We start from the raw sequence: 21,306 nt of genomic DNA on the forward strand, positions 1-21,306 counted from the left end.
AAACCCGCGTTGAACGCCTTCGCCATCACCTTCAGCGACCGCTTCCCAGCCGCTGAAACCTACTAACCAAGATCGCCGGAAACACCGTTAGCGAGACAGCCCCTCTGGCCGCCGCTGGGGAGAAAACCGTGGCCGCCAGCGGGGAAAACTACTGGCCGCCTACGGGGAGATCTGATTGGCCGTTGACATGGTGGTGGCGAGGCGGGTGACGTCGGCTGTGGTGGGTCCGGTGCGCAGCAGGGTGGTCAGGGCGGTGTGGGCGGCGGGGCGGGTGCGGGTTTCGGCGGGGGCGATCTGGTCGGCGGTGACCAGGGCTTGGCCGGCGGCGCGGTGGTCGCCGAGGTCGAGGTAGGCGCGGCTGATGTCGATGAGGTGGGCGGCGCGGTGTTCGGCGGGTAGCCGACGCCAGGCGTCGCCGCTGGTGGCCTGACGGTGCAGGGTGATGGCGTGTTGGCTGTCGCCGAGTTCGGCGGCGGTCAGGGCGCGGGCGAGGTCGACCATGACGGGCACGAAATCGAGGTCACCGCCGCCGTCGTGGTCCGGGTGGTCACGGTGAGCGGCGGCGAGGTGGTCGGCCTGGCGGGTGTGGTGACGTACGGCGGTGGGGTCGTCGCAGGTGGCGGCGGCGAGTGCGGCTTGGACGTGCAGGATGCCGACCAGGGCGAGATGGTCGAGCGGAGCGGGCCGGGATGGCGTGAGGGCAAGCGGTTGTACGGCGGTGGTGGCGGCGGTCATGGCCAGCCGTCCCCGGTTCAAAGCGCGTAGCGCCTGGGTCAGCGGTATCGCCGCCATGGCGGTGTGGCGTGGGTCGCCGGCGGCGGTGGTCATGGCCCGGTCGGCGACGAGCCAGGCCAGTTCCGGCTCGTCGAGTTTGACCAGCACCTGGGCGGCGAGTCGGTAGACCCGTATCAGGGTGTTGGTGGTGTCGGCCTGGCTGGTGGTGGTGAGGTGGCGAGCGTCGTGGAGCAGGTCGGGCAGCATGCGTAGCACCTGGGGGTGGTGGGCGTGGCGGTAGGCCTCCCAGGCGTGGTTGACCCGGCGAGTCAACTCGTCCGCCGGCAACGGCCCCGGTCGACCGGCGGTGCTGGTGGTGTCGAAGCCGACCAGCGCGGCGCGTACGCGTTCCAGGGCTTCGGCGGTGGGGCCGGTAGGTTCGGGCCATCGGGCTGCTTTGGAGAGCAGGATTTCCGGGGTGACGCCGAGGACCTCGGCGACCGTTTCGATGGTGGAGAAGCGGTCGAGGTTGCGTAGGCCGCGTTCGACCTTGTCGACCCAGCTTTTCGACTTGCCGATCCGGTTGGCGAAAATCTGTTGGGTCATCCCACGTCGCGCCCGCAACTGCGCCACCCGCCGCCCGGGTGGCAGCTCACCGGCGACGTACCGGCCTGGCCTGCTGTTCATCGTTCCTCCGTCCGGTGCATGGCCTCGGTGGACTCGCCGCAACGCGGACACCACCGCTCCTTGACCCGAAACGCGAGGAGCCCGAGCAGAAACCCGAGCGTCAACCCGCCCAACACGACCGGAACAACCTCAGCAACCACGAGCACTCTCCCCTTCCGGCGAGGCCGAAAGCCGGGATGGCCCCCGCGCCCCAGAAGTCGACCCCATGTCCTCAGCCATCCGAACCCTGCCCCTCGGCCGGGCCGCTCCCCCGGCGCTCGTCGCGCCGCTCGCCGGACGGCCGCGGGTCGTCGCGCTCCGCGCGCGGGTTCCGCGCCGCAGCCGCCCGCCGCCGCTCGGGCCGCTCGTAGACCACCGCGCCGTCGCACCGCGACGTCACCACCCCATCGGGTACGCCGTCCCCAGCGCCCGGCCGCCGCCAGCGCCCCGGCACGTCACCATCCGGCACGACCTGCCCGACCAGGTCAACCGCGACGTCACCCGGCCGCAAGAACCACTTCCACCGCCTGCCCATGCCCCTCCTGTCCGTGGTGGTTTCGAAGTTCGAGGTGAGCAGATGCACAGCTTACACGCCCATACTCACATGCGCAGTGCATCTGCACAGAGAACATGTGTTCAGTTCGCATGCTCTTACCGTGACAGCATGGGGAAGCTTCGACTGATGGCGAGCCAGGAAGTACAGGAGATGCTCGGTGTCTCCCGTACGCGCGCCTACCAGATCACCAACTCGAAGTCCTTCCCTGACCCGGTGGCCGTCCTGTCGGTCGGACGGATCTGGCAGGCCGAGGACGTGGAGCGGTGGGTCAGAGATCACCGGCCGGATCTTCAGGACGCGGAAGGGTAGCCCCCCGGCCCTCGGCTGTGATGGACTCCGTCCATGGCGCTCTACGAGCCACTGTGGCGACGGATCCGGCGGGAGATCCAGGCCAAGATTGATGCCGGCATCTTGAAGCCCGGCGAGAAGCTGCCCACGACCAAGGAACTGACCGAGCAGTACGAGACCTCGGGCGTAACTGTCAGGAAGGCGGTTGACCTCCTGATCGAGGCAGGCGTCCTGGAGGGCCGACAAGGCGTTGGTGTCTTTGTCGCCAAGCCGTTGGATTGAACTGGGTAACCGACATGCCGTACGCCCAGCCGCTCTGGCGCCAGATCAGAGAAGATCTCCGCGCGAAGATCCGGGTTGGCATCTGCCCGCCAGGAAGCAAGCTCCCCTCTACTCGTCTCCTGGCTGAGAAGTACGACACGAGCCACATGACTGTCCGTCGTGCGCTGGACTCCATGATTGAGCTTGGTGAACTGGTAGGCCGCATGGGCATCGGCGTCTTCGTAGCGGACGCGTCGGAGCAAGACTCATAGACTTTGACGAGATCGCGGCAACCCGGGACAGCTCCGACGCCGATGATCGCGTTCATGCCGCATCCAGAAGACGACATCGAAAACGCGGATGTCGGACACGTAGGCGGGGATGGCGGCGTCAGCTCGGAGCTCGCGCAACCTACGGGTCAGGAGAAGACCCTCGGCCCGAAGCTGCTCGTGCAGCCAAAGCCAGAACCCGTGGCGACCACGAAGCGCGCACGCGACCACGTTGTCGTAGACAGGAACAAGCCTCGGACGTTTGCGGGCCAGAAGCTTCCCGGCGATGGCCTTGTTCACGCCGTGACAGTCCATCAGCATTTGCCACGCGCGACCGGCCGGACCCCAGTCCTCGATGTATGGCCTGGCCATTCTTTCACTCAGGTCCACCGCAATTGGGATCTTGCGCAGTTCGTCGCTGATCCGCTGACCCACCTTGCAGGAGGCCGAGGGCGACTGCAGGTGGGACACGCACGTTCAACAACTGAACGGCGACCAAGTCCTCGGCGGTCACGACGTCACGGTGTATAACGGCAGGGCCAGCGTCCAGCGCCTCGAACTGACTGCCTGTGAAGGACTTCGAGCCGTGCGCAAAATAGCTTCGTAGTGCGTCGATCGACTGCTCTTCATCGAGCACGGCAATGATGTCGGGTAATCCGAGCCAACCGGATAGCATCGCTACCTCCCCGACGCGAGGCGACGGCGGATCTCCTTGAGGGTGACCACGTCACCCGCCACCGCGTCTTGGGCCTGCCAGAAGTCGAGCCCGTCGGTCGCCTTGCGGGTATCCGTGATGTCTCGGCCATGGACCGCGATCTTCACCGCTTCCCCCGCTCGCGAGGGTGAGTTGTGAACCTCCCCCAGGTAACGGACCCGACCATCCGCCAGCAGTTCCGCAGTGTGTTGCTTACCGAGGTAGCGACCGAAAAGCGTGGTGCCCGGCCGCAGCCGCCCGGCGGCGAGGAGATCTACGAGCTTCAGCCTCCGCTCGTCCGGCGTAACGCCTGGGGCTCGTTTCGAGCTTCTCGTCGCTGGCGACTGGTACGCCGGCATCGCCGGGGCCGGCGGCTCGGACACATTCCGCCGCACGGCAGGCTCGTACGTCTGGATCGCGGAGGGTTGCCGCTGGGCCGGCGCGGCGACCGCCGCCGACATCGGAAAGTCGAAGGTGGCCCGTGCGCGGATCAGGCTCTGCCGAATCTCCTCACGGCTAAGCCTCGGCATCCGGCGATCAAGCAGGTCGACCAGGTCCGATGCCGGGTCCGACCCTGCGAACAGGTCCGCCAACTCGGTGTGGACCTGCCGGTCCACGAAAAAGCCCTTCCACAGTTCCTCGATCCGGTTGTCGCCCATGTTCTGCTTGCTTAGCAGGCACAACAGTTCAAGGGCCCCATCGATGTCATCTTCCAGCCGGACCGCCCGGAAGAGCTTGTGCTCGATCGGCACCGGCGCATGCGCGTTGTAGACTCGCCACTCCGCACCGTTGGTCAGGGCAACCCACTCCACCCCGGCCATCGTCGCGTAACTGATCGTCTGGTTGGCCCAGCGTGGATCGTCGAGGTTTTCCTCCAGCCCCTTCGCCTCGATGAACAAGCGCGGGGTGCGCATCAGCAGCAAGGCATAGTCGACCGGATTCTCGTGACCGCCACGCTTGTACTCGCGATGGACCTCGTCGGTGTCGACAAGGTCCCAGCCGAGCGCCCCGATCACCGGATCGATCAGCGCTGCCTTGGTGTTCTGCTCGTTGAGCCGCTGGCCGCGCTGGCGGCAGCGCCGTTGCCGTTGCACGCATTGCTCAACAACTGCACGCAGATCAGTCATCGGCGGCCACCCATGAGAGCGAGCCGAGCGGAACGGCTTGAACGAACGCCCTTCGCAGGCACTGACCGAGGACACAATGAAGCATGAGGATGCCTCTCGACGGTGATGGAAAGAACCGCAGCCTAACTAACCAGGCTGAACCCGGCTTGTTCGTTGGACGTCGGACTCCCCCGTGCGCTGCCGAGGGATGACAGGGGTAACCGGATGGCGGGGGCCGTGTCCGGGCGGCGGTGTGAGGGTTGAGGTGTAGTTCTCTCCGTCTACCAATGGGTTGGTCAGGCTAACGCCGGCGGCAGCCATCCGGTCATACTCGGCGAGGATCAGTTCCTTAATTCGGTACTTGCCGTGCTTCGCTTCATCCCTGCGTTTGACGACCGGGAACGTCTCCATGATGTAGTCCACATCGTCTCGTGACGTGCCGTAGAGGTGGAAGAAAAACGTGTCCAACTCGGCTCGCATGACCGCACGGCGCTCCTCGTCCCACCGGAAGGGTGCACCCTCGTCGCCAAGATCACGGGCGAAGGGAGACATGTCGTACGCCGTGTAGACGAGTTCCAGGACACGCACCCGAACGAACTGGTCGTGAACCCGAACGCTCTCCGGAGGAAGAACCGGCAGTTGCTGTGAAATGAAGAAGTTCAGGTGGGTACCGCCCACCTTCAGACGCGCAGCAAAGTCAAAGACGAAAGACGAAAGAATCCCAGCCAGGGAGGCCGCCAGAATTCCACCCTGATTCGTTAACGTTGATACAGGGAGGTTGTTACCGACTGCGGCAAGTGGAAAAGCCCCAATAATCGCCGTTCGCTCATCAGTCGCGCGACAGATGTCGCGCCAACCAAGGAGCCAGCCCCGATTCCAATGCTTGGAAGCGAGTTTCTCGTCGACCTCACGTTCGGCGACCCAGTAACGAGGAACAACCACCGTGCCCACCTCCTGCTTCTCTGCCAGCGTGAGGTCGCCGGTATCGCCATCTTCGTCGTAGGTAGCCCAGCGGTGGTCGTAGTGGTGGATCATTTTCGCTTCATATAGCGGAAGCATTTTCGAGGAACCCTTAGTGAAGACGTTGCCGGTGAGGGTCCAGCCGTCGGATTCGAGTCCTCCGCGAGTGTGGAAGAGGTGCGAGTCGTTGGACATGTGGAACATCGTCATGAATGACACACCCCACGGATTGCCCTTTGGGTCGCCCTCCTTGATGAGGACCGGCACCCGCCGGTAGATGCCGAGGGTGATCTCCGCGTCTCGGCGGGAGCGAAAGACGGGACAGGTGCCGGTGTTGGGGTTGAGGAGGTTGATCTCGGGCGGGGTAAGGGTGAACGACTTGCCAGCGCCGCCCAGTTCGGCTGGATCGTGGAGGAAGAAGGCGAACTTGGCGGCCGGTTCACGCAGCGCGCGCCCAGCGAGGGATAGGATGCTGAACTTGAATGAGCGATGCACGCCGGGGAATAGCGGTGCCGCATTTTCGAAATCGTACAGGGCCACGATCGATCCGTTAAGCACGAGGTCCTTGAAGAAGAACTGCGTGGTGGCGTCCGTCGCAATGCCCGTCGGTACGATCACGCCCATTCGGCCCTGCGGCGCCGTCAGGATGCGGTCGGTTTCGGAGAAGACCGCGTAGGTGTTGATGTCGCCGCGGCCGGTGAGCGGATAACGCCCGCCGTTGCGCAGGAAGTGGCTCTCGCCTTCCGCCTTCCGCTTGGCTGCCTCGAACTCCTTGTACAGCGAGCGGCGGTCCTCGTCGTCCTTGAGCGCGGCGATCAGCTTCTTCCGTGCGGCAGCGTTCGCCGCCGTCGCGATCGCCTCGTCCCGCTGCGCGAAAAACTCCTGCTCCTGGAGCTTGATGCGCTCCCACGGTGGGTTACCCAAGACGCAATCGAAGCCGCCAGCCCAGCCCGTCGCTGGCTCGACGCCCGCACCATACTCGGGGACCTCAAAGACCTCGGGGAACTCCAGGTGCCAGTGCAAGAACCGGTACTGCTGGCGCAGCCGGGTGATCTCGTCGTGGGTCGCCTGCGGCGCGGCCGAGGCGTTCGGGTCCTCCAGCGCGCAGAAGACACCGTGTGTGACGGCGGGCGGAGCGTCCGGCGTCTTCTCCCACATGAATGCTGCGCACCAGGCGTCCGCGACGTGCAGGGCGCGGGCGTACTCGTCGGAGGTTTTCCAGCTCTGGTAGGCGGAGGCCTGCCTGCGAACATCGCCGAGGTTGTTGGCGGGGGCCGCCGTGATCCGGCGCAGGCTCAGCGCGAAGACGCTGTTGGCCACCTTCGTCTCCCCCTCGAAGTCGAAGAAGCTGAGCTGCTGCTTCCGCTGCTCGGCGTTCTGGCGCTCCAGGGCCTTGGCGTACTTCTTGTCGTCGCCCTCGATGGGCTTGAAGGCCGCGTCGGGGATGCCTTGCTTGAGCAGCGCGGGCGTGGCCCCGATCAGCGCGTTGCCGCACTTCACGTGGGCGTCGAGGAAGCTGAGCGGCTTGCCCGGCTCCAGCGCCTCCATCCAGAGCGACACCTTGGCGAGTTCGACGGCCATCGGGTTGATGTCGACGCCGTAGATGCAGCGGGCGACGACCTCGTGCAGGGCGTGGCGGACGGCGTCGACGGTCGGCTCGGGGTTGCGTTCGCGGACGGCGGCTACCCGCTTGGCGATTCGGCGGGCGGCGGCGACCAGGAAGTGGCCGGAGCCGCAGGCCGGGTCGCAGACGGTGAGCGACAGCAGCTCGTTGACGATCGCGTCGCTCGGGTCGGGCTGCCCGGCGGCGGTGGCGGCCTGCTCGCCGCGCTTGACCGCATCGTCGATGACCGGGTCGAGCGCCGAGTCGAGCAGGCACTCAATCAGGGAGGACGGGGTGTAGTAGGAGCCGGTGGTCTTGCGGGTGTTGCCGGCGAGTTCGACCAGCTCGAAGGTGCGGTCCACGGCGCTGTGCTTCGGCACCAGCTCCAGCAGGGATTCGTAGATCGAGCCCAGCTCTTCGGCGTCCAGGTTGCGGTAGTCGACCGACCGCCACCGGCGGGTGCCGGCGTCGCGCACCTGCGAGAGGTGCCGGACAGCGGTCAGCAGGTACTCGTTGGACAGCGACAGGCCGTCCAGCGGTGTGTCCGCGCCCGGGTCGTGGTCGAAGAGGCCGCCGAGGCCGGGCAGGCCCAGCTCGGGGCGGCCGTTCTCGTTGCCGAGCGTGTCGAGGACGATCCGCAGTGCCTGGTAGAGGTCGCTGTGCGTGGTGCCCCGGCGGCGGCGTGCCTGCGTCCGCAGCCGGGCGGATGAGAAGTAGGCGGCGTACCGTTCGCGGGTCTGCTCGTCGGCGTCGGGGTGGTGCAGGGCGTCGCGGTCCTCGGCGACGAAGAGGAAGAGCAGCCGGTAGGCCAGGCGCAGCAGGGCGTTGTGCAGGGCCTGCGGGTCGACGTTCTCCCGCAGGGTGCCGTTGTCGGGGTGGCGCAGGAAGCCGGTGCCGAGGGCGGTGATGGCGTCCTGCACGCCCTTGCGGAGTTGGTCGAGGGCGCGGGTGCCGGCGGCGATCGCCTCGGTGCGCCACTTTTCGAGCCAGCAGGTTGACGGGGCCGTCCCCTCCCCCACCTCGAAGCGGGAGACGTGCAGCAGCCGATACAGCAGGACGAATTCGCTGAACAGTTCGCCGTCGAAGATGGCTTCCAGGTCGAATTCGACGTACGAGGCGGTGGCGAGGGCGTTGGAGTCGCGCAGCAGCCGGAGCTGGCGGCCGTTGGTGATGACCGCCCACAGGTGCGCGTCGGAGCGGTTCAAACATTCCTGCACCATCGACTGCGGTGGGATGCCGCCGGTGGCCGGGCGCTTGTCCAGGCCGGCGTTCCAGGGGGCCAGGTGCACCGGGACGTGGTTCCAGCGGTGGGTGATCGGGAAGGTCTTGCCGCCGTCGTCGGAGGTGATGCCGGTTTCCGCGAGCGCGGTGAGCCGGCCGAAGCCGAGTTCGGTGAACAGCGGTTCGAGCCACTGGGTGACGGCCAGGCCGGTCGGGTCGGCGGGGGCGTCCGCCTCCGGGGCGATGGGCAGCTTGCCGCGCAGGTCCTGCCACACCGCCTTGAGATAGTCCCAGTGTCGTTCGGCGTCGTCGCGCACCGAGCGGGAGCCGACCACCCGATAGTCGGCGGGTTTGGCGCCGCTGACGTCCCGGCCCTCGGCGATGCGGACCAGCATGTCGGCGGGGAGCAGCCCGCCGATGGTGTGTACGGCGGTGAAGACCTGGTTGCGGGCGGTGGCGGACATCAGGCGGTGCCTCCGACGGCGGTGGGGGTGGCGGCGACGGGCAGGTAGACGTACGCGCCGAGGACGTCGGCGCGGTCCTGGACGGTGACGGTGAGGCCTCGGACGATCTCGCCGGAGGCGCTGCGTACCCGGCGGTGCGAGGCGAGCAGTTCGGCCGCGAGGGTCTCGCCGTAGGCGCGGAGGTGGTCGTCGACGGCGGGCAGCTCGTCGAGGACCCGTCGCATGGTGCGTTCGCCGAAGCCGGGGTCGGTGTTGGCGTCGGCGGTGGCGTCGAACAGCGCCAGGGCGTCGCCGGTGGACAGCCAGCGGGCGTTGGTGGGTGCGCCCTGGAAGGCGAGCAGCCGGGCGTCCTCGGCGACGAGCTGCCGGGTGCCGGTGCGGGACGGCAGGGTGAGGTGGAAGCGGTAGCGGGCCACCAGCAGGGTGGTGCGGGTGGTGACGGCCCGGGTGCGGATGACGCCGCAGCGGCGGGCCGGGCGGGGGCCGGTGGCCTGGTCGTCGAGGGCGGCGTTGAGCACGTACCCGGCGAGCGCCACCACCGCCGGGTCGGTGCGGACCAGGGCGGCCTCGCCGCGTGCGACGGCCGCGGTGGCGCGGAACGGGACCGGGCGGCCGGTCTCCACGGCGTCGCCGCCGAGCACCGGGGCGAGGGCGTCGCGCAGCCCGGCGGGGGTGCCGCTCAGCTCCGCGGTGAAGTCGCCCGGCCGAGCCGGGTCGGCGCGCAGGACGCCGTCGAGGGCACGCAGCGACTGGCGTACGAAGGTGGTGATCTCCTGCGCGCGGCCGAGGGTGTCGCGGACGGCGGCGACCTCGCGGGCCACATCCTCCGGCTTGATGGTCTGCTGGGCGAACCGGGAGCGGGAGGCCTTCTCCCGTTCGGCGGCGGACTGCCACTCGGCGGCCAGGGCGGTGGCCTTCTTGTCGAGGGCGCGGTATTCGTCGGCGTCGAAGAGGCTGCCCTGTTCGCCGTCCCGGCCGCGCAGCAGCAGCCATTCGACGATCGCGTCGGTCACCCCGGAGGAGGCGGCGTCCGGCACGGAGACGGAGATGCCGAGGTCCTTGCGGATCTGGCGGTGCTTGCGGATGAGGACGTCGAGGACCTTGCCGTCGATGCCGTTGTCGCTGCCGTAGAGGGTGATGACCCGCACGACGGTGCGCCGCTGCCCGTACCGGTCGACGCGGCCCTCCCGTTGGTCGTGGCGGGTGGGGTTCCAGGCGAGGTCGTAGTGGACGACGGCGTCGAAGTGATGTTGCAGGTTCACACCCTCGGAAAGGCAGTCGGTGGCGACGAGGACGCGGCGGGCGGCGGGGTCGTCGCCGGCGTCGCGGGCCAGTTCCTCGATGCGTTCGAGGCGCTGCTGCGGGGAGAGGGTGCCGGTCACCGCGCGGACGATCGTCTTCTTGCCGAGCTTGCCGTCGAGGTGTTCGGCGACGTATTCGGCGGTGGGGATGTAGCGGCAGAAGACGATCGGGTGGTAGCCGTCCTTGAGCAGCGCCTTCAGCTGGGTGACCAGGGTGGCGAGTTTCCGGTCGTCGGTGGTGCCCTCCAGGGCGGCGGCCCGGTCGGCCAGCTCGGCCAGCCGCGCCCCGGCGTCCAGCTCGACGGTCTCCGCGCCGGGGGCCACGTCGAGCCCTTCCAAGGCGTCGGAGTCGGAGAAGTCGCTGGTCAGTGGGGCGCCGAGCCGGTCGGCCTCCTCGGCGGTGGCGGCCGTGGCGGTCGCCGAGCGGGTGCGCAGGGTCTGCGCGGCGGCGCGCGGCGACGAGACCAGGGAACGCAGCAGGGCGATCGCCGACCACCAGGCGATCCGGACCTCCCGCCGGCCGCGCTGGTCCGCGGCGGTCACCCGTTCACTGGCGTACGCGATGGCGTCGTCCAGCAGCGCCCGGTAGGCCGGCGACAGCTTGTACGTCTCGTCCTTGAAGTGTCGGTCGGTGGGGAACGACGTCTCCTCGGCGAGGCTGTCGTCGGCGAGCCCGTCCTCGCGGGTGAGATATTGGCGCACGTCGGCGCGCTTGCGGTGCACGAAATACTGGGCGAGGGTCCGGCGGCCGGCGTCCGAGCCAAGATCGACAGTGGACAGTTCTGGTTTGAGCAGGCCGAGCAGGTTGCGGAAGGCACCCTCCTTGCCGCTGTGCGGGGTCGCGGTCACCAGCAGCAGGTGCCGGTCGGCCTTCGCGGCGACCCGTTGGAGCAGTTCGAAGCGGAGCTGGTTCTGGCTGGCGGTGGCGTCGTCGGCGGCCACGCAGGTGTGCGCCTCGTCGACGATGACCAGGTCGGGGCAGTGCCGGACGAAGTCGTCGCGGTGCCGGGTCGACTTGATGAAATCGGTCGAGACGATCACGTGCGGGTGCCGGTCGAACAGCGACTGCCCCAGGTCCAGGCCGCGTTCCAGCCGGGACACCGTGGAAGCGAGGACCAGTTCGGCGTCGATGCCAAACTTCGTACGCAGCTCCGCCTGCCACTGCTCGGCGAGCGCGGGCGCGCAGAGCACGGCCAGCCCGCGCGCGCTGCCCTGGGCGAGCAGTTCGCTGGCGATCAGGCCCGCCTCGACGGTTTTGCCGATGCCCACGTCGTCGGAGATCAGCATCCGGACGGTCTGCTGCCGCAGCGCCATCAGCAGCGGCACGAGCTGGTAGGCGCGGGGTTCGACGGCGATCCCGGCGAGCGAGCGGAACGGGCCGGCGCCGGAGCGGAAGCCGATCCGCAGCGCCGAGCGGAGCAGGCCCGCCGCCTGGGCGTCGCCGAGGTCGGTGGGCGACGGGTTCGCGAACTCGGCGCTGCTCACGCTCTCGAAGGCGGGGAAGACGGCCGCGATGTCGTCGTCCGCGCCGCCCAAGGGGCGCAGGACGAGCATGTCCGGTGCGCTCTCCGGGAGTACGACCCAGTCGCGGCCTCGGGCGGAGACCAGCGTGCCGGCGCTGAAGGGGGTGGTCATGAGGGGGTCCTCGCGCGTCGTGTTGTGCGGTTGTGGGGGGGCGGGGTTGGCGGGTCAGCCGCCGAAGCAGTAGCGGTTTTCGTCGACGATCGCGGCCCAGTCGCCGTCGTGCGGGAAACGGACGACCTCCCAGCCCGCGTCGCGTAGCCGTTCCTCGGCGTCGCGATCACGTTGGGCGACCGTCTCGTGCTCGTGCACAGGCCCGTCCACGAAGACCGCGACGGTCGCACCGGGCAGCCGGTAGACGTAGTCGGGTTGGGCCAGCGCCTCGGTGACCAGGGTCTGCGCCTCGTCGGGCAGGCGCAGACCGCGTTCCTTGAGCCAGGTGATGAGCTTGGCCTCCAACGCGGTGTCCGACTGCGCGGTCAGCCGCTGCAGCTGCTCGGTGCGCGACTCGCCCTGACCGGTGGGGGCGGCCGTGGCGGCGGCGAAGCGCAGCAGCAGATCCCGCACCGCGTGCCGGTTGATGGACCGGTGGTTGAGCTGGTTGCCGTAGGTGAGCAGGCACTCGTAGCAGCCCAGCGCGCACGGCCGGTCCTTGTGCGGGCCGCCGAGGTCGGTGCCGTCGGGCGTGAAGTGGCAGATGGCCAGTGCCTCGGCTGCCGCCCGCGCCAGGGCGTGCCGGTCGGCCTGCATGAGGCGCAGCACGCCCGCGCCGCCCTCGGCCGCCTCGGTGAACAGCATCCGCTCACGCGGGCCGTCGTTCGGCGGCAACAGCTCGGTGGTCAGCTCCGAGTCCTCCAACTCGAACTCCGCCTCGATGCCGCGTTCCAGCGCGTACATCAGGGAGAGCGCGACGTCGGCCTCAAGCGCCTCGTCGAGTTTGAGGACGAGGATGTTGCGCCGGTCCTCCACGTACGGGATGACCCGCTTCTTGCGGCGTTTCTCGTTGCCGTCGGCGTCGACGACCGGCATTTCGCTGGAGTCGCCGGACGCCTCGCTGGCGTCGCGCTCGTTCATCCACCGCCCGTCGGCGGGGTCGAGCCAGAACCCGTCCGACTCGTCCGGCTTGGCGCGCACGCGCCCGACGTTCGTGATGCGTACGGTCGCCGAGTCGCCGTACGAGAGGGTCGCCAGGCCCCCGGCGGCGTCGGAGACGATGGCGTCCCGACGGCCGGGGCGAGCGCCGTGGTCGTGGAAGCGGTACGAGGTGACCAGGCGGAAACCCGCCCGGCGGCGTTCCTCCTCGTCCGAGGAGATGCGTTCCCGGCGTTTGGTGTAGACGGTGTGCAGGTGCAGCAGGCCGGTCGTCGTCTCGCCGAGCGGCTCGTCGCACATCTGGCAGCGGTCGGCTTTCTCCTTCGCGTCGTGGTGGTAGCCGCACTGCGCGCAGCGGCGCGCCTCGCCGGTGACCACGTCACCCGCCGCGTCCGGGGGTAGCTGGATGCGGGTGACCTGGTAGCGGGCGCCCTCGTGATAGATGAGCGCGCCGGGGCCGAACTCGCGGATGGCGAGGAAGCGGGGCCGTTGCAGGTAGTCGCCGTCGCCGAACCGGCGGCCGGTGGTGGGGACGTAGGCCGCGAGCGGCAGCCGCGGGAACGAGTAGCCGGGCAGGAACCCCTCGCTGGCCAGATAGCGGTACGGGTTGAAGTCCGACAGCACCGACTTGCTGTCGACGCTCTCGTTCTTGAGCAGGTTGAGCTGGGTCTCGGCCTCCTTGCGGCGGCCGACGGCGATCCGCCGGTCCCGCTCGGACAGGGTGTGGTCGAGCACCCGCCGGTTCTGCTCGGCCTGATCGACCAGGGCGGCCTTGAACAGGCCGCGCCACCGGTCGAAGGCCTGGTCGAAACGCTCCGGTGTGGTGCGGACGGTGTCCTCGATCCACCGGTCGTCCCACCAGCTCGACTGTTCGTACTCGGGCAGCAGGCCGGCGAAGACCCGGCGGGCGGCGGTGGCCGCTCGCTCCTGCGACCGGGTGTCATGCAGGGTGGCGTTGATGTGGTCGAGCAACGCCAGGCCCGGGTTCGGCAGCCGCGAGTCCTCCGGATAGCTGATGTCGATGGTCTCCGGGATGGCCCGGCCCAGCTTGATCCCCGTCTCGGCCAGCCAGATCGCCTGCACGTGCGACCGCACCAGGTCCTCGTTGGCAAGGTCGAGGCGGGGCGGGGCGACCGCGCCGGCCACCATCCGCTCGGAGCGGCGGAAATAGTACTGGTCGTGGCTGTTGCCGGTGGCGCAGTAGGTGGTCACCAGCGCCGGCTGCCCCGAACGCCCGGCCCGGCCGCTGCGCTGCGCGTAGTTGGCCGGGGTGGGCGGGACGTTGCGCATCATCACGGCGTTGAGCTCGGAAATGTCGACGCCGAGCTCCATGGTGGGCGAGCAGTAGAGCAGCTTCAGCTCCGCCTTACGGAACAACTCCTCCCGCTTCTCGCGCTCCAGCGGGTCGACCTGGGCGGTGTGCTCACGGGCGGCGAGGCCGGCGAGCGTGCCCGCCGCGCTGCAGTACAGGTCGCGGAAGAAGGTGTTGACCCGTGGGCCGTCGCCACTGGCATAGGTGCGGATCAGCGGGTCGTGGCTGCCGGCCTCGCCGGTCCCGGCCCGCCAGATCAGCGACGCCGCCGAGACGCGGTAACCGGTGGTGCGGGGGCCGGCCGGGCCCCGGAACCGTCCGGCCCGCTGCGGCGCGGCTTCGATCTCGGTGACCAGGCCGGCTGCCGCGAGGACCTTGAGCAGGTCGGCGATGACGTCCTGCGCGTCGGCGAACGTCAGCTCCGTGCCGAAGTGCACCCGCCGCAGATACTTGCCGAACTTGCCCCGGCCGGACAGGAACAACCCGGAACGGTCCATGCCCCGCCCCGACGGCTGCGGGTACGCGGTGCCGACCTTCGGGCTGTCGCTCACGGACAGCACCCACGGGTCGATCAGGCGCTCCTCGCTGGCCCGCTGAAGCATGTCGAAGTCGTCCCGGAAATACTGCACGTCGATGGCGAGCGCCCGCCGCATCTCGTTCAGCAGCGCGCGCATGATCTCGGCACGCCGCTCGGGCTCGGCGTGGCGGAGCACCTCGTGCGCCTTCGACCAGCGGTCCTGGTTACCCGCGAGCCAGTCCAGATCCTGGTAGTCGATCTCCAACAGGCCGGTCTGCTCCAGGTTGGGCATGGTGATCCGCCAGCCTCGTTCGAGGTCGAGGTAGAGGCGGAAGGCCACCACGTCCCGCAGCGTCTTCGCGGCGTTCTTCGCCATCAACGGCGGCAGGTCCTCGCCCCGCGCGTAGTCGCCGGCCTTGAGCTGGAGAGCCTCGGTCACCTGGGCGGCGAGGTGCTCGTGGGTGACGCCGTCCTCGCCGGCCTTGACGGTCGCCTGGTAGAGCGCGCCGCGTAGCTGGGTGATCTGCACGAAGTCGTTGAAGTGCCCGGCCTGCAGCGAAGCGTCCTGCCGGTTGTCGACGAACGTCAGCAGCTTGCGCGCCTTCTTGTCCAGCGCCTCGGCGGGCGCGGCGAGCAGCGAGCGGACGATGGAGGCCGAGACCAGGGAGGTCGCCGACGACCGCCCCTCCTGGTCGAGGCTGGCGAGCTTGGCGAAGTCCTTGCCCCGGGTCTGCTCGTAGCTGACCCCGCAGTGTGGGCAGAACAGGAACGGCGACGGGATGAACGCGGCCCGCAGCGCGCCCCGCCCCTCATAGCCGTAGGGGTCGACGGTGATCGCGGTCGGCAGCCGGTCGCGGTAGTTGGTGCGGACCGTCTCCTGCCCGTTGCCGTCGACCTCCAGCCAGGACTCGGGGATCCGCCGATCCTCGATGGCCTCGGTGATGCTCTCCGGCCAGGGCCGATCCGAGTCGATGTAGAGGTAGCCGTCGGTGGCGTGGCCACCCGTGGCGATGGTGTCGCGGCGCGGCTCGTAAACGGTGTCGCCGTCCCGGGTGGTCCGCCACACCGTGGGGTATTCCTGGCCGCACTCGCGGCAGAAGGCCAGCGGCAGCAGGATCTTGCCCCCCGAACCGGGCAGGACAAGCTGATAGTCGCGGGTGAGGTGACGGGTGAGTTCGTCCTCCAGGGTCACGTAGACGGTGTCGCCCTTGGAGAGAAACTGATGCAGCCGGAAGGCGAACAGGGGCCGCTCGGTGACCGGGTGCCGCGCCTCCGAACCGGCTTTCAGCGTACGGCGGATGGCCTTCGCGCAGTCGGCCACGGTGAGCCCGCTGGCCTCGGCGAGCACGACCGCCGCGTCCTCGATCTTGGCGGGCTTCCGCCGAACGAGCTGACCAGCCTCGACCGCGAGCCCGAACCGGGTTTCGATCCAGCGGGCGAGCGGGTCCTTGACCAGATCGGCGTAGGCACGCGGCGCGCCCGGCGCGCGCAGCCGCTCGGCCGGCACGGTGTCGGGGGCGTCGGCGGTGGCGCGGACCAGGGTTTCGCCGATCACGTTGGCCGGCGTGACCTCGGTGCCGAACAGGGTGGTGGCGACCCGGGCCACCACGGCCCGCTGGTCGGCGGCCGTGCCCTCGCTGGAAATGGTGGCCGAGGTGCCCACACATTGCAGGTGCTGCGCCTGGCAGGCCTCCCGCACCCGGCGGATCAGCAGCGCCACGTCGGCACCCTGCCGCCCCCGGTAGGTGTGCAGCTCGTCGAAGACGAGAAACTCCAGGCCGCTCGCCATCCTGATCAGTGACCGCCGGTCGTCCGGGCGGGTGAGCATCAGCTCCAGCATCACGTAGTTGGTGAGCAGGATGTCCGGCGGGCTGTCGCGGATCTCCTTGCGCCGCTCGTCGCTCTCCTGGCCGGTGTACCGGGCGTAGGTGACCGGCTCGCGGCCCGGCCCGTAGCCGTCCCGCAGATACTTGTCGAGCTCCTTGAGCTGGCTGTTGGCCAGCGCGTTCATCGGGTAGACGATGATCGCCCGGACCCGCTTGGCCGCCTTGGGCCCCTCCTGCTGCCGGACCTTGAGCACCCGGTCGACGATCGGCACGATGTACGACAGCGACTTGCCGGAGCCGGTCCCGGTCGTCAGCACGTACGACGCGCCGGACTGCGCCTTGTCGATCGCCTCCCGCTGGTGCTGGTGCAGCGTGAGCGGGCGGCCGTCGCACGCCCTGCCGGCCTCGGTCTTGCCGGCCTGGAAGATGCGCGCGCACTCCTCGTGCAGCACGCCCTGGCTCACGAGTTCGAGGATCGAGCCGCCCGAGGCGAAGAACGGGTTGAGCGACACCCAGGGGTCCGGCCACTGTGACTTGGCGGTCAGGTCGTCCTCGACGAACGTGGCGATCCGATCGTCGCGGATGATGGTGCTGCCCTGGGTGAAGTCGCGGTAGTCGTTGATGAGCTGCTCGTGGACCCCGAAGACGTCCATGCCCACGCCGGCCGGGCGGGTGAGGACACCCTCTTCCGGCGAGGCGGCGGGCGCCGGAACGGTAACCCTGCCTCGGCTGGCGGCGACGTAGCGCACCGGGTTGAAGACTTCCCATCCGGCGACCGTCTCGGCGCCCGTGGCCAGTGGCAGGAGCGCCTGTCGTACGGCTGCGGCATCCGCCGGCCGGTCGGCGGGCTCCTTGGCGAGCAGGCGGTCGATCAGGCGCACCAGGTCGTCCGGCACGTCCGAGCGCAGCAGCCGGACCGAGGGGGCGGGCTCCTGCAGGTGCTTCTGCCCCAGTTCGTGCGACGACTCGCTCAGGAAGGGCGGCACGCCGGTCAGCAGTTCGAACAGGACGCAGCCGAGCGCGTACAGGTCCGCGGCCGGGGTGACCGCGGCGGCGAGGAACTGTTCGGGGGCCATGTAGCGGGCGGTGCCGACGGTGACGTTGGTGCTGGTGACCTTGCCGGCCTCGGTGTCGTCCAGGATCCGGCCCATGCCGAAGTCGAGGACCTTGACCGTGCCGTCGCGGACGACCATGACGTTGGACGGCTTGAGGTCGCGGTGCACCACGTCCGCCGTGTGCGCGGCGGAGAGCCCGTCGGCGATCTGCGCGCCGAGGGCGGCGACCCACGAGATCGGCAGCTGCGGATGTTCGGACACCAGGTCCCGCAGGGTCTCGCCGTCCAGGAGCTCCATGGCGATGTACGGCAGCACGTCCGGGCCGACCGATCCGGCGATGATACGCGGCAGGTTGGGGTGGCTGAGCCTGCGCATGATGCGCACCTCACGCTCGAACCGCTGCTTGGCGTTGCTGTCGGCGGACGTGTCGATGCTGGCGCCCGAGCGACTGCGCAGGATCAGTTTCAACGCGACGACGCGGTCGGCGGAGCCCTCTCCCGCGTTCATGTCCTCGGCGCGATGGACCTCGCCCATGTTGCCCTTGCCAATAGCGTTCAGGAGACGGAACCGGCCCGCCACCCAGTCATGTGCCCCGGTCAACCTCACACGCCCCCAGCTCGTCGTGCACGGCGAACGCAACGGTTATCCGCTCTGGGCCGGGTGCCCCCACCCGCCCGTCGCGGTCCCGTTCACGGGACTAGCTCCGACGCCCTGTCCCTTCGAAGCCTTGGTCGCGATGCCGTCCGTGGAGTATGGACCGCCAGCCGCGGCGCGGCATTCGTCCGGTCAGCGAGGATGCTCAGCCGAACGTCGAGCACTTGACAGCCATCGTTGAAGTCTTCTCCGCTTCCGGTGGAATGGCATTGGCGCCATTCATCAGGCTCGACGGCCTCGGGCCGGCTATCGCCGAAAGGGGCATTGACCAGCGACTTTCTCACCGACGAAGGCGCAGCCAGCCCAATCGTCAGCCGCTACCTTGTTGGCTGTTTCCCAGCGCCAGCACGCGGCGAGCCAGCCCGCCTGCGGTGAGCTGCACGAGCGGAGCACCCAGACAGCTATCTGTCGGATAGCCGACTCAAGAGCCTCCAACCGCCGGACAGCAACCGGGCGGTCACCCGGAGTCAGTCGGTGATCTTGGCGCGCACCACCTCGGCCCAGTCCTGGCCGAGCGAATCCAGGATCGTCGCCGCCTCCCGCCATGCCGCCCGCGCGGCCTCGGTGGAGCCGGCGGCGACGTGCGCGTCGCCGAGATGGTCGAGAACCTCGGCCTCGTCCAGCCGGGCGCCGACGGCACGGAACAGCGCCAGTGACTGCTCGTAGTATCGGATGGCGTCGGGCTGGCGGCCCTGTCGGTGATAGGCGAAGCCGATGCTGTCCAGGGCGGCCGCCTCGCCGGCCCGGCTGCCCAGCCTCCGGTGGAGCTCCACGGCCCGTTCGCAGAAGTCGACCGCCCCGGAGAGGCGGCCGAGCAACAGGTTGTGCCACCCGACGGAGTTCAGCGCCTCGGCCAGCGAGCGGTCGCTCCCGGCCGCCGAGGCCAGCTCCAGCGCCCGTTCGGCCTGGTCCAGCGCCTCGGCGTAGCGCTCGCGTGTCTCGTATAGCCAGCCGAGGTGCCGGTGCGCCTGCGCCTGGCCGTCGATGTCGCCGCATCCGCGATAGAGGTCGATGGCGGCGAGATAGTGCTCCTCCGCCTCCCCGTCCCGGCCGGTGGTCAGCGCATGCGCGAGCCTCAAATGCGCCCGGGCCTCCAGCGCCGGCTCACCCAGCCGGCGGGCCGTGCGAAGGACCGCCATCTGGACCCTGGCCTGCTCGGTCCAGTAGCCGTTCCGGTGCAGGAACGTGCAAAGCGCCTCGGCGAGTGGGGGCACGTACTCGGTGAAACCGGGCGTACGCTCGCCCCTCTCGATCGCCGTGAGCAGGCCGGTCAGCTCTCGGTTGAACCAGTCGAACGCCTCGTTCTTCGTCGCGATGGGCTCGACCACCACGCCGGCCCGCGCCGGGACGAGCGGGGCCGGCTCGATGTGCGGGTTCAGTGCCAGATCAGCGGCGACCGCGGTATGCAGCAGGTGCTGGAACCCACGGTGCAGGGCCGCCCGGCGGTCCTCGTCGGCGAGGGGCAGCTCCCCCGCGTACTCGAGGAGCAGATCGTGCAGCACCCAGCGTGAGCGGGGCCGCTCGGCCACCAGATGCGCCTCGCCGAGGCGGCCGAGCGTCCGGCGGGCCTCAGCCTCCGGCTCGCCGGCCACGCTCGCCACGGCCGCGAGGGTGATCTCGGGCTCGGACCAGGCGCCCAGCAGCGTGAAAAGGCGGGCGGCGGCGGGGTCGAGGGCGGCGTAGGAGCGGGCGAACACCGAGCGCAGGTCGAGCGCGTCCAGCCGCTCGCCGGGCCGGGCCAGGTCGGTGGTGAGCTCGGCGATCGAGAAGGACGGCTCGAGCACCGCCCGCGCGGCGACCATGGCCAGCGCCAGCGGCAGCCGTCCGCAACGGGCGGTCAGCTCGGCGACGGCGACCGGGTCGGCGTCGGCCCGGCCGTCGTCGATGCGCCGCAGCAGGAACTGCCGGCTCTCGGCGTCGCTGAACACGTCCACCGGCACCGGCCATGCGCCGTCGGCAGCGACCAGCCCGGTCAGCCGGCGGCGGCTGGTCACCACGACCACGGTGCCGGAGCTGCCGGGCAGCAGCGGGCGGACCTGCTCCACATCATGCGCATTGTCCAGCAGCACCAGCGCGCGGCGGCCGGCCATCTCGCTGCGGTAAAGGTCGAGCTGGGCGTCCACATCGGCAGGGACGCGGCGAGACGCGACGCCGAGCGCGTCGAGGAAGCGGCGGACAGCCTGCCCGGTGGTCAGTGCGGACGAGCCAGGTCCGAAGCCACGCAGGTCGAGGTAGAGCTGACCGTCCGGGAAACGGTCACGGACGCGGTGCGCCCAGTGCACGGCCAGGGTGGTCTTGCCGACCCCGGGCGGGCCGGTGACCACGCAGATCGGCATGGCGGTGGGCTGGTCGGCGACGCGGGTGAGCGTCTCATCCAGGCGGGCCAGGTGCGGTTCGCGGCCGATGAACCCGTACGCGTCGGGCGGCAGCAGAGCCGGACCGCGCCGCGGCGCCGGGGCTGCGGGTTCGTCGCGCAGCAGCTGCTGGTGCAGCTGGCGCAGCTCGGCACCGGGCTCGGTGCCCAGCTCCTCGGCGAGCGTCGTCCGCACCACCTGATAGTGGTCCAGCGCGCGGGCCCGCTGCCCGCTCGCATTGAGTACGCGCAGCAGCCGGGCGGCGACGGCCTCGTCGTAGGGATGCGCGGCCGACAACCGTAACAGCGACTCGACCACGCCGCTCATGTCCCCGGCCTGCTGCTTGGCCGCGGCCCACTGCAGCGACGCCTCGACGTAGCGCCGCTGCCAGGCCTCGCGCTCGCGGGCCGCCCACTCTCCGGTCAGGCCGGCAAGCGGCTCGCCCCGGAACAGCTCGAGGGCCTCGCCGAGCAGATCGGGCGAGCCGTCGGCCCGGGACACCAGGTCACGGAACCGGCCGGCGTCGATCGCCTCGGCCGGGAGGTCGAGTGAGTAGCCGCCGGGACCCCGGACCACAGTGCCCGGTGCGCCGGCGGCGGCCAGCACCTGACGGATGCGGGAGATGTAGACGTGCAGGTTGTGCCGGACGCGCCTGGGCGGGTTATCGCCCCAGACCCGGTCGAGCAACGCATCGGGTGAGACGGTGCGGCCGGCCTCGACGGCGAGCACGGCCAGGACGGCCAGTTGCCGGGACGGGCCGGCGTCGATCGGGTTCCCCGACGACCGCACCTCGATCGGGCCGAGAATCCGAACCTCCATGCCGCGATCCCCCGCGCCCGTGTGTCGGAATGCGGGGGCAATCGTATATGGAC

General features: G+C 69.6%; 10 protein-coding genes and 1 pseudogene. 3 read left to right on the forward strand and 8 right to left on the reverse strand.

All coding sequences use genetic code 11. The features are described 5' to 3' along the window. Positions 1–159: 159 nt before the first annotated feature. Both ABZ671_RS24490 and ABZ671_RS24495 read right to left on the reverse strand, forming a co-directional pair. Complete coding sequence (locus ABZ671_RS24490; protein WP_357862192.1) at positions 160–1,401, reverse strand: helix-turn-helix transcriptional regulator; 1,242 nt, start codon at positions 1,399–1,401, stop codon at positions 160–162. 211 nt (positions 1,402–1,612) lie between these two features. Further along, positions 1,613–1,915: a hypothetical protein gene (locus ABZ671_RS24495; RefSeq protein ID WP_357862194.1), complete on the reverse strand. Its 303-nt coding sequence runs from the start codon at positions 1,913–1,915 to the stop codon at positions 1,613–1,615. 129 nt (positions 1,916–2,044) lie between these two features. Here ABZ671_RS24495 and ABZ671_RS24500 point away from each other — a divergent pair, with 129 nt between their 5' ends. From ABZ671_RS24500 to ABZ671_RS24510, 3 genes are read left to right on the forward strand one after another with little or no spacing between them, the layout of a single operon-like run. Then, a complete protein-coding gene (locus ABZ671_RS24500) occupies positions 2,045–2,245 on the forward strand; it encodes an AlpA family phage regulatory protein (RefSeq protein WP_357862196.1) in 201 nt (66 codons plus the stop codon). A 33-nt stretch (positions 2,246–2,278) separates the two neighbouring features. Continuing rightward, positions 2,279–2,506, forward strand: coding sequence for a GntR family transcriptional regulator (locus ABZ671_RS24505; protein WP_357862198.1), 228 nt, complete (start codon positions 2,279–2,281; stop codon positions 2,504–2,506). A gap of 14 nt (positions 2,507–2,520) precedes the next feature. Continuing rightward, positions 2,521–2,757, forward strand: a complete 237-nt coding sequence (locus tag ABZ671_RS24510) for a GntR family transcriptional regulator (protein ID WP_357862200.1) — start codon at positions 2,521–2,523, stop codon at positions 2,755–2,757. Here ABZ671_RS24510 and ABZ671_RS24515 read toward each other — a convergent pair. From ABZ671_RS24515 to ABZ671_RS24540, 6 genes and pseudogenes are all read right to left on the reverse strand, one after another. Beyond that, a pseudogene (locus tag ABZ671_RS24515) lies at positions 2,752–3,430 on the reverse strand (DUF6308 family protein). The gene ABZ671_RS24510 and the pseudogene ABZ671_RS24515 overlap by 6 nt on opposite strands. A gap of 2 nt (positions 3,431–3,432) precedes the next feature. Next, positions 3,433–4,575 (reverse strand): hypothetical protein, encoded by a 1,143-nt coding sequence (locus ABZ671_RS24520; protein ID WP_357862203.1) that lies wholly within the window; start codon positions 4,573–4,575, stop codon positions 3,433–3,435. Positions 4,576–4,701: 126 nt separating this feature from the next. Further along, positions 4,702–8,802, reverse strand: coding sequence for a DNA methyltransferase (locus ABZ671_RS24525; RefSeq protein ID WP_357862205.1), 4,101 nt, complete (start codon positions 8,800–8,802; stop codon positions 4,702–4,704). Next, a complete protein-coding gene (locus ABZ671_RS24530) occupies positions 8,802–11,738 on the reverse strand; it encodes a DEAD/DEAH box helicase (protein ID WP_357862207.1) in 2,937 nt (978 codons plus the stop codon). The genes ABZ671_RS24525 and ABZ671_RS24530 overlap by 1 nt, the downstream gene beginning before the upstream one ends. A 54-nt stretch (positions 11,739–11,792) precedes the next feature. Next, positions 11,793–18,026, reverse strand: a complete 6,234-nt coding sequence (locus ABZ671_RS24535; RefSeq protein ID WP_357862209.1) for a protein kinase — start codon at positions 18,024–18,026, stop codon at positions 11,793–11,795. A 521-nt stretch (positions 18,027–18,547) separates the two neighbouring features. Further along, positions 18,548–21,253: a BTAD domain-containing putative transcriptional regulator gene (locus tag ABZ671_RS24540; RefSeq protein ID WP_357862212.1), complete on the reverse strand. Its 2,706-nt coding sequence runs from the start codon at positions 21,251–21,253 to the stop codon at positions 18,548–18,550. Between the last annotated feature and the right edge of the window lie 53 nt (positions 21,254–21,306).

Source organism: Micromonospora sp. NPDC006766, assembly GCF_040636055.1.
Classification (GTDB): domain Bacteria; phylum Actinomycetota; class Actinomycetes; order Mycobacteriales; family Micromonosporaceae; genus Micromonospora.